At 69.7% G+C, this 7,735-nt stretch carries 9 protein-coding genes; 7 read left to right on the forward strand and 2 right to left on the reverse strand.

From position 1 onward, the window contains the following. The 3 genes from ACKOQ4_RS09665 to glsA form a co-directional block, all read left to right on the forward strand. Positions 1-753: diiron oxygenase (locus ACKOQ4_RS09665; RefSeq protein WP_526291224.1), on the forward strand; the 753-nt coding region annotated here is incomplete at its 5' end. Then, positions 750-1,400: a DUF4873 domain-containing protein gene (locus ACKOQ4_RS09670; protein WP_526291226.1), complete on the forward strand. Its 651-nt coding sequence runs from the start codon at positions 750-752 to the stop codon at positions 1,398-1,400. The genes ACKOQ4_RS09665 and ACKOQ4_RS09670, both read left to right, overlap by 4 nt. 21 nt (positions 1,401-1,421) lie before the next feature. Beyond that, positions 1,422-2,708 carry a glutaminase A gene (glsA, locus tag ACKOQ4_RS09675; RefSeq protein ID WP_526291228.1) on the forward strand — a complete coding sequence of 429 codons (1,287 nt, stop codon included), beginning with the start codon at positions 1,422-1,424 and terminating at the stop codon, positions 2,706-2,708. Here the strand turns inward: glsA and ACKOQ4_RS09680 are convergent. Then, entirely contained in the window at positions 2,705-4,318 is a 1,614-nt protein-coding gene (locus ACKOQ4_RS09680) for an adenylate/guanylate cyclase domain-containing protein (RefSeq protein WP_526291230.1), read from the reverse strand. The genes glsA and ACKOQ4_RS09680 overlap by 4 nt on opposite strands. A 68-nt stretch (positions 4,319-4,386) precedes the next feature. On the opposite strand from ACKOQ4_RS09680, the gene nucS reads away from it, so the two are divergent. Then, positions 4,387-5,052 (forward strand): endonuclease NucS, encoded by a 666-nt coding sequence (gene nucS / locus ACKOQ4_RS09685; protein WP_526291232.1) that lies wholly within the window; start codon positions 4,387-4,389, stop codon positions 5,050-5,052. Further along, a complete protein-coding gene (locus ACKOQ4_RS09690) occupies positions 5,052-5,279 on the forward strand; it encodes an Rv1322 family protein (protein WP_526291234.1) in 228 nt (75 codons plus the stop codon). The genes nucS and ACKOQ4_RS09690 overlap by 1 nt, the downstream gene beginning before the upstream one ends. Before the next feature lie 4 nt (positions 5,280-5,283). On the opposite strand, the gene mce is transcribed toward ACKOQ4_RS09690, so the two are convergent. Then, entirely contained in the window at positions 5,284-5,751 is a 468-nt protein-coding gene (mce, locus tag ACKOQ4_RS09695) for a methylmalonyl-CoA epimerase (RefSeq protein WP_526291236.1), read from the reverse strand. An 82-nt stretch (positions 5,752-5,833) separates the two neighbouring features. On the opposite strand from mce, the gene ACKOQ4_RS09700 reads away from it, so the two are divergent. Then, positions 5,834-7,015 carry a thiolase family protein gene (locus ACKOQ4_RS09700; protein ID WP_526291238.1) on the forward strand — a complete coding sequence of 394 codons (1,182 nt, stop codon included), beginning with the start codon at positions 5,834-5,836 and terminating at the stop codon, positions 7,013-7,015. 119 nt (positions 7,016-7,134) lie between these two features. Further along, positions 7,135-7,735: thioredoxin domain-containing protein (locus tag ACKOQ4_RS09705; RefSeq protein WP_526291240.1), on the forward strand; the 601-nt coding region annotated here is incomplete at its 3' end.

Genomic DNA, 7,735 nt, shown 5'->3' on the forward strand with positions numbered 1-7,735 from the left:
ATGATCACCCTCTACGGCACACCCGAGTGGGACGCGATGACCCGCGACCAGCAGCGCGAACTGTCCCGCCAGCAACTGGTCAACATGCTCTCGGCCGGCATCTGGTTCGAGAACATCCTCAACCAGGCGCTGCTGCGCGAGATGATGCACACCAATCCGACCGCCCGATCGACCCAGTACATGTTGACCGAGCTCGGCGACGAGACCCGGCACATGGTGATGTTCGGCAAGACCATCGACCGGGTGGGCGGAATCCCCGTGCGCCCGCGGCTTTATCAGCGGGTCATCATCAACTGCCTTCCGTTCATCTTCCGCGGCCCGGTGTTGTGGGAGGCGGCGCTGATCGGCGAGGAGCTCTTCGACGCCCTGCAGCGGCAGATCCTCGACGACCCCGAACTGCAGCCGATCGTCCGTCGCCTGATGCGGATCCATGTCACCGAGGAGGCCCGCCACATCCAATTCGCCCGCGACGGCCTGCGCAAGGCGGCGCCGACCATGCCCTGGTACCTCAAGATCCTGGCGGCCAATCTGCATGGTGCGGGCGGGCCGTTCTACCGGCTGTTGTTCACCCACCCGGTGTACTTCCACCGGGCCGGTCTCGACGGCGCCCGGATGAGCCGGTCGGCCCGGGCCAACCCGCACTTCCAGCGGAAGTGCCGGGAGTCGTTCGCCCCGCTGGCGGCCTTCCTCGAGGAGGTAGGCCTGATGGGCCGGCTGGGGCGCAGGATGTGGCGGCGGGCCGGATTCCTGTGAGCCTGGCCGTGATCGGTGCCGTGCCGCCGGGTTTGGGCGTGGTGGACCCGACGGTGCTGGCGGATCTGGCGTCCGCCCGTTTCGACAACTCGACCGAGACCTGGACGGTTACGACCGCCGACGGCGTGCGGGCCACGGCATCGGTCGTGGTCGATGCCCGGCCGTCGGCGAACCGGGTGCTGGCCGTCCACGGTGTGCCCAACTACTTCCGCATCCCGGGGCCCGACGTGCGCCGGCAAAGCCGCTACGTCACCCGCTGTCTGCGGCTGATCGAACGCTCGGGCGCCGCGCGGATCGAGGCCAGGTCGACGATCCTGCCGAGCCGCTGGCGGCCGCTGGCGTCGAGGTTCTACCTGAGTGGTTCGGAGCCGGGGCCTGACGATCTCTACGACGGGCCGGCAACCCTCACCGTCGCCGGACTCGCGGTTGCAGGACGGGTGCGACTGTCGGGCCATCTCGACGCTGTCGACGGCCGGTACCACTGGCAGGGCACGGTTTTCGGCACCCTGCCCGGCGATGCCCGCGGCCGTGCGACCGGGGTGACGGTGACCGTGCGCGACCGGACGGCGGCTGCCCGGGTGGTCGAGGAGACGCCTTGGGGGACGCACATGATCGCCGGCGTCGGCGATCCGCCATTCGACCGCTGAGGTCACGGATAGGATCCGACGATGGCGGAACTGGTCCAGCGCTATCTCGACCAGCTGGTCGCCGAGTATGCGACCGTCGACGACGGGGTGCTCGCCGACTACATCCCCGAACTCACCCAGGTCGATCCGTCGGGTTTCGGGCTGACCCTGTCATCCTCCGACGGCTTCCTGTACGAATCCGGTGATGCCCGAACGGAATTCACCATTCAGTCGATCTCCAAGCCGTTCACCTACGCGCTGGCCCTCGACCAGGCGGGGCAGGACGTCGTCGACGCCAAGATCGGAGTCGAACCGTCCGGTGACGCTTTCAACGAGATCAGTGTCGACGAGCAGACCAAGACGCCCAAGAACGCGATGATCAACGCCGGTGCCATCGCGGCCGTCTCACTGGTGCCCGGTGCCAGCGCCGACGAGCGGTTCGCCCGGATCCAGGAGTTCTACTCCGCCTGCGCGGGCCGGTCGCTGCGGATCGACGAGGACGTCTACCGCTCGGAGAAGGAGACCGGCAACCGCAACAGGGCGATCGCCTACATGCTGACCAGCTTCGGCGTGCTCGACGATCCCGACGAGGTTCTCGACGTCTACTTCAGGCAGTGCTCGCTGCTGGTGAGCAGCGCTGATCTGGCGCGGATGGGCGCCACCCTGGCCCGCGGCGGCGTCAACCCGCAGACCGGCCGACAGGTGACCGGCGCCAAGGTGGTGCGCAGGACGCTGAGCGTGATGGTCACCTGCGGCATGTACAACGGCGCCGGCGACTGGGTCAGCGCGGTGGGAATGCCGGCCAAGAGCGGCGTCGGCGGCGGGATCGCCGCCGTGCTGCCGGGCCAGCTCGGGATCGGGGTGTACTCACCGCTGCTGGACCCCCGGGGCAACAGCGTGCGTGGAGTGCTGGTCTGCCGGGCCCTGTCCCAGCGGCTGGGACTGCACTTCCTGTCCGTCAGCCGCGAGTCGCGCGCCACCATCCGGGCGGTCTACGGGGCCTGCGACGGGGTGCGCGTCTACGAGATGCACGGCGATCTGATGTTCGCCGGTGCGGAGAAGGTGTTGCGCACCATCGCCCGCGACAGCGAAGACTTCGCGGTGGCCATTCTCGACGTGACCCGGGTCGACACCATCAACGATCCGGCGCGGGTTCTGCTCGCCGGCATGAGCACCACGCTGCGGGAGGCGGGCAAGATGGGCTTCCTGGTCGACCCCGACGCCGCCGTCATCCTGCCCGACCGCGGCTATGACGACGTCGTGTTCAGCACCCTCGAGGACGCGGTGGCCGCGGCCGAGGAGTGGCTGCACGCGGATCCGCTCCGCTAGCCGGCGCCGCCGATCAGGCTGGCGATCCGGACGCGTTCGTCATAGCCGCGCAGGCGCACCGGCTTGCCGAGCCGCCAGAACCGCTGCTCGCCGTCGGCTTCGGCCACGGTGGACGCCGAGGCCAGCGCACGGCTCGGATCGGAGCGGGCCAGCTCAGCGAGGCGGGCCGCCTCGTTGACCGGCTCGCCGATCACCGTGTATTCGAAACGCTCCCTGGCGCCGACGTTTCCGGCCACCACCTCGCCGGACGCCACTCCGATCCGCGCCGGGCATTCCGGCACCTCGTTGCGCAACCGCCGGACGATCGCGCGGGTGGCGGCCAGGGCCTGCTCGGCCGGGTTCTCCAGGCTCACGGGCGCACCGAAGATCGCCAGAGCGGCGTCGCCCTCGAACTTGTTGACCATTCCGCGGTTGCGGTCGACCTCTTCGACGATCACCGAGAAGAAGCGGTTGAGCAGGTCGACGACCTCGATCGGGGGACGGCTGGTGACCAGCTTGGTGGAACCGATGATGTCGACGAACAGAACCGCGACGTGGCGTTCCTCGCCGCCGAGCCGGGGCAGCTGCTGCTCTGCGGCCGCGGCGACCTCGCGCCCTACGTGGCGGCTGAACAGGTCGCGAACCCGTTCGCGCTCGCGCAGCCCGTCCACCATGGAGTTGAAGCCGCGCTGCAGTTCACCGAGTTCGGTGCCGTCGAACACGACCACGCTGGCATCCAGATCGCCCTGCTCCACCCGCTTGAGCGCCGAGCGCACAACCCGGACCGGCGTTGCGGTGAGCCAGGCCGAGATCCACATGAGGATGAACCCCACCACGACACTCACCAGCGACGTCACCAGCACCGCGACCGCCAGTTCGCGTTCGGTCAGGTTGTGCAGCGCCAGCGCGAACAGCGCGATGAGGCCGATCCCGATCACCGGGACGCCCGAGCCGAGCATCCAGACCGTCATCAGGCGGCCCATGATTCCCGGGGCGAGCCGGTGCGGCGGTGCGCCGGCCGTCAGCGCCTGTGCGGCGACGGGGCGCAGCGCGAACTCGGTGGCCAGATAGCTGGTGGTGGCCGCGACCACGCCGCACAACCCGACGCCGAGCCCGATCCGGGGTATGAAGTCGGGATCCTGCAGGCCGTAGAGAACGGTCAGAAGTGCGGTGCCGACACCCCACAGGACCAAGAGCACCATTGCGATTCGCCACGGCGTGAGGAATGCGTTGCGCTGGTCTTCGGGGCTGGGAGTCCAGCCTTCGATGGCCCACCGCAGGTCCCTGATGGTCCGGACGTGGATCCACCACGCGCCCAGGGCCACCGCGGCGACGATGTAGGTCGGGGAGACGAGTGCGGGCAGCCACCACGGGACGTCGGTGAAGACGTTCGGCTCGGGAAAGATGACCGCGGTGAACAGGAAGGCCAGCGCGATCCCGACGAGGTTCACCAACAGGATCGACACCGTCAGGATGACCTGAACGCGGACGCGGCGGCGGGCCGGGCTCTCCGAGACCCGGCCCAGCAGCAAAGAGCCGTATGCCGGTGCCGGGGCCAGCCGCCCGCTCTGGCGTGTGACGCGCTCCAGAACACGGCCCAGCCGCTGCGCCAGGCTCCGGTCCGAACTCATGGTGGCGCCAGCCTAGTTCGCCGGCCGCCCCCGGGTCCCGGGATGGCGGGAGCACCTAAGCTGAACCGGTGCGACTCGTGATCGCCCAGTGCACCGTCGACTACCTGGGCCGGCTCACCGCCCACCTGCCCTCCGCCCGCCGGCTGCTGCTGATCAAGGCCGACGGCTCGGTGAGCGTGCACGCCGACGACCGCGCCTACAAGCCGCTGAACTGGATGAGCCCGCCGTGCCGGCTGACCGAGGCCGAGGACGGCGGGGTGTGGGTGGTCGAGAACAAGTCCGGAGAGCAGCTGCGCATCACCATCGAGGAGATCGAGCACGACTCCAGCCACGAGCTGGGCACCGATCCCGGCCTGGTCAAGGACGGGGTGGAGGCGCATCTCCAGGAACTGCTGGCCGAGCACATCGAGCTGCTCGGCGAGGGCTACACCCTGGTGCGCCGCGAGTTCATGACCGCCATCGGCCCGGTGGACATCCTGTGCCGCGACGCCGACGGGGGCTCGGTGGCCGTGGAGATCAAGCGGCGCGGCGAGATCGACGGCGTGGAGCAGCTCAGCCGCTACCTGGAACTGCTCAACCGGGATCCGCTGTTGGCGCCGGTGGCCGGAGTTTTCGCGGCGCAGCAGATCAAACCGCAGGCGAAGACGCTTGCAGAGGATCGCGGAATCCGTTGTTTGACTTTGGATTACGACTCCATGCGCGGCATGGACAATGACGAGTTCCGGCTGTTCTGATGAAGCGGATCGAACCCGGCCCCGACGGCTTCGACTATGAGGTGGTGCCGATCGCAGGCGCGCGGGCGGTCAAGACCTACCGGTGCCCGGGGTGCGACCACGAAATCCGTTCCGGGACTCCCCATGTGGCGGCGTGGCCTGTCGACGACGTCGACGACAGGCGGCACTGGCACACGCCGTGCTGGGCCAAGCGCGCCCACCGCGGACCCACCCGACGGTGGTCCTGACGGGTCAGAGGCCCGCCGGCTCGACCAGCTCCACCAGCACGCCGCCGGCGTCGCGGGGATGGATGAAGTTGATCCGGGAGTTCGCCGTCCCGCGGCGCGGGGTGTCGTAGAGCAGCCGGACGCCCTGGTCCCGCAGGCGCTCGCAGAGCGCGTCGAGGTCGCTGACCCGGCAGGCCAGCTGCTGGATGCCCGGGCCGCGCTTGTCGAGGAACTTCGCGATCGTGCAGGAGTCGTTCAGCGGGGCCATCAGCTGGATCTGGGCGCTGCCGCGGGGCGCGCCGCGGACCGCCAGCATCGCCTCGCGGATGCCCTGGTCGGTGTTGGTCTCCTCGTGCACCACGATCATTCCGAGGTGGTCGTGGTACCAGGCGATGGCGGCGTCCAGGTCGGCCACCGCCACCCCCACGTGGTCGATGCCGGTCACCAGGGCGCTGGCCAGAAACGAGCGGGCGTCGAGGTGCTCGGTCGTCATACCAGCAACGGTAACCTGACGACCGGAGACGCGCTGCGCCGATCCGCCAGAACGTCCGCGAACCACCGCCTGGGAGGTAGATATGACGACGTCGGTCATCGTTGCTGGGGCCCGTACACCCATCGGCCGTCTGATGGGCTCGCTCAAAGACTTCTCCGGCGCTGACCTGGGTGCGATCGCGATCCGGGCGGCTCTGGCCAAGGCCGGTGTTCCCGCTTCGCTGGTCGACTACGTGATCATGGGCCAGGTGCTGACCGCCGGGGCCGGGCAGATGCCCGCGCGGCAGGCCGCGGTGGCCGCCGGTATCGGCTGGGACGTGCCGGCGCTGACCATCAACAAGATGTGCCTGTCCGGGATCGACTCGATCGCCCTGGCCGATCAACTCATCCGGGCCGGCGAATTCGACGTCGTGGTGGCCGGCGGGCAGGAGTCGATGACCAGAGCCCCGCACCTGCTGATGGACAGCCGGGCGGGCTACAAGTACGGCGACGTGACGGTGCTCGACCACATGGCCTACGACGGTCTGCACGACGTTTTCACCGACCAGCCGATGGGGGCGCTGACCGAACAGCGCAACGACGCCGACAAGTTCACCCGGCTCGAGCAGGACGAGTTCGCCGCCGGGTCGCACCAGAAGGCGGCGGCGGCATGGAAGGACGGCGTTTTCGCCGATGAGGTTGTGCCGGTGGTGATTCCGCAGCGCAAGGGCGATCCGATCGAATTCAGCGAGGATGAGGGCATCCGTGCCAACACGACCGCCGAGTCGCTCTCGGGGCTCAAGCCCGCGTTCCGCAAGGACGGCACCATCACCGCCGGCTCGGCTTCCCAGATCTCCGACGGCGGGTGCGCGGTCGTGGTCATGAACAAGGCAAAGGCACAGGAGCTGGGGCTGAGCTGGCTGTGCGAGATCGGCGCGCACGGGGTGGTCGCCGGACCTGACTCGACCCTGCAGTCCCAGCCCGCCAACGCCATCCGCAGAGCCGTCGAGCGGGAGGGCATCGGTCTCGCCGACCTGGACGTTGTGGAGATCAACGAGGCCTTCGCCGCGGTGGCACTGGCCTCGACCCGGGAGTTGGGTGTGGATCCCGAGAAGGTCAACCGCAACGGGGGGGCGATCGCGATGGGCCACCCGATCGGGATGTCCGGGGCCCGGATCACCCTGCATGCGGCCCTGGAACTCGCCCGGCGCGGCGGCGGCTACGCGGTGGCCGGTCTGTGCGGGGCCGGCGGCCAGGGCGACGCGCTGATCCTGCGCGCCGGCTAGGTTGCTGGCCGCCCCGCGGCCCGATCCGCCGCCGGTCCTGTGACGTTGGTCATAACCGGCGCGGGCGGTCCGGGATCCGGGCAACCGCCGGGAATCCCCGGCGTGACAGACTTGGGGGCGTGACTCGTCCGCGTCCGAGGAATGCCCCGGTGATGACCGGTGCGGTGGATCTTTCCGGTCTCAAGCAGCGGCCCGCCGCGGGCGCCGGATCCGGCGGGCACGGCGTCGAGATCACCGAGGCCAACTTCGAAGCCGAGGTGCTGGTCCGCTCCACCACCGTGCCGGTCGTCGTGCTGCTGTGGTCCCCGCGCAGCCAGGCCTGCGTGAAACTGGCCGACGCGCTCGGCGCGCTGGCGGCCGAGGATGCCGGCAAGTGGTCGCTGGCCACGATCAACGTCGACGCGGCACCGCGGGTGGCGTCCATCTTCGGGGTGGAGGCCGTGCCCACCGTGGTCGCGCTGGCCGGCGGGCAGCCGCTGGCCAGCTTCGAAGGGCCCCAGCCGCCCGAGCAGCTGCGCCGCTGGGTCGACTCGCTGCTTTCTGCCACCGCCGGGAAGCTGGGCGACGGCGAGTCCGAACAGCCCGTCGCCGACCCGGCGCTCACCGCGGCCCGCGACAAGCTCGACGCGGGCGACTTCGCGGGTGCGGCCGAGGCCTACCGGGCGATCCTCGACGGTGATCCCCACCACGCCGAGGCCAAGGGCGCACTGCAGCAGATCG

The sequence above is a fragment of the Mycobacterium sp. genome (assembly GCF_046095365.1).
Lineage (GTDB): Bacteria > Actinomycetota > Actinomycetes > Mycobacteriales > Mycobacteriaceae > Mycobacterium.

Coding starts and splice junctions, on each gene's coding strand:
- mce (WP_526291236.1), bottom strand. CDS start 5,751: ATGACGACCGAGCACCTCGACGCCCGCTCGTTTCTGGCCAGCGCCCTG.
- ACKOQ4_RS09700 (WP_526291238.1), top strand. CDS start 5,834: ATGACGACGTCGGTCATCGTTGCTGGGGCCCGTACACCCATCGGCCGT.
- glsA (WP_526291228.1), top strand. CDS start 1,422: ATGGCGGAACTGGTCCAGCGCTATCTCGACCAGCTGGTCGCCGAGTAT.
- ACKOQ4_RS09680 (WP_526291230.1), bottom strand. CDS start 4,318: ATGAGTTCGGACCGGAGCCTGGCGCAGCGGCTGGGCCGTGTTCTGGAG.
- ACKOQ4_RS09690 (WP_526291234.1), top strand. CDS start 5,052: ATGAAGCGGATCGAACCCGGCCCCGACGGCTTCGACTATGAGGTGGTG.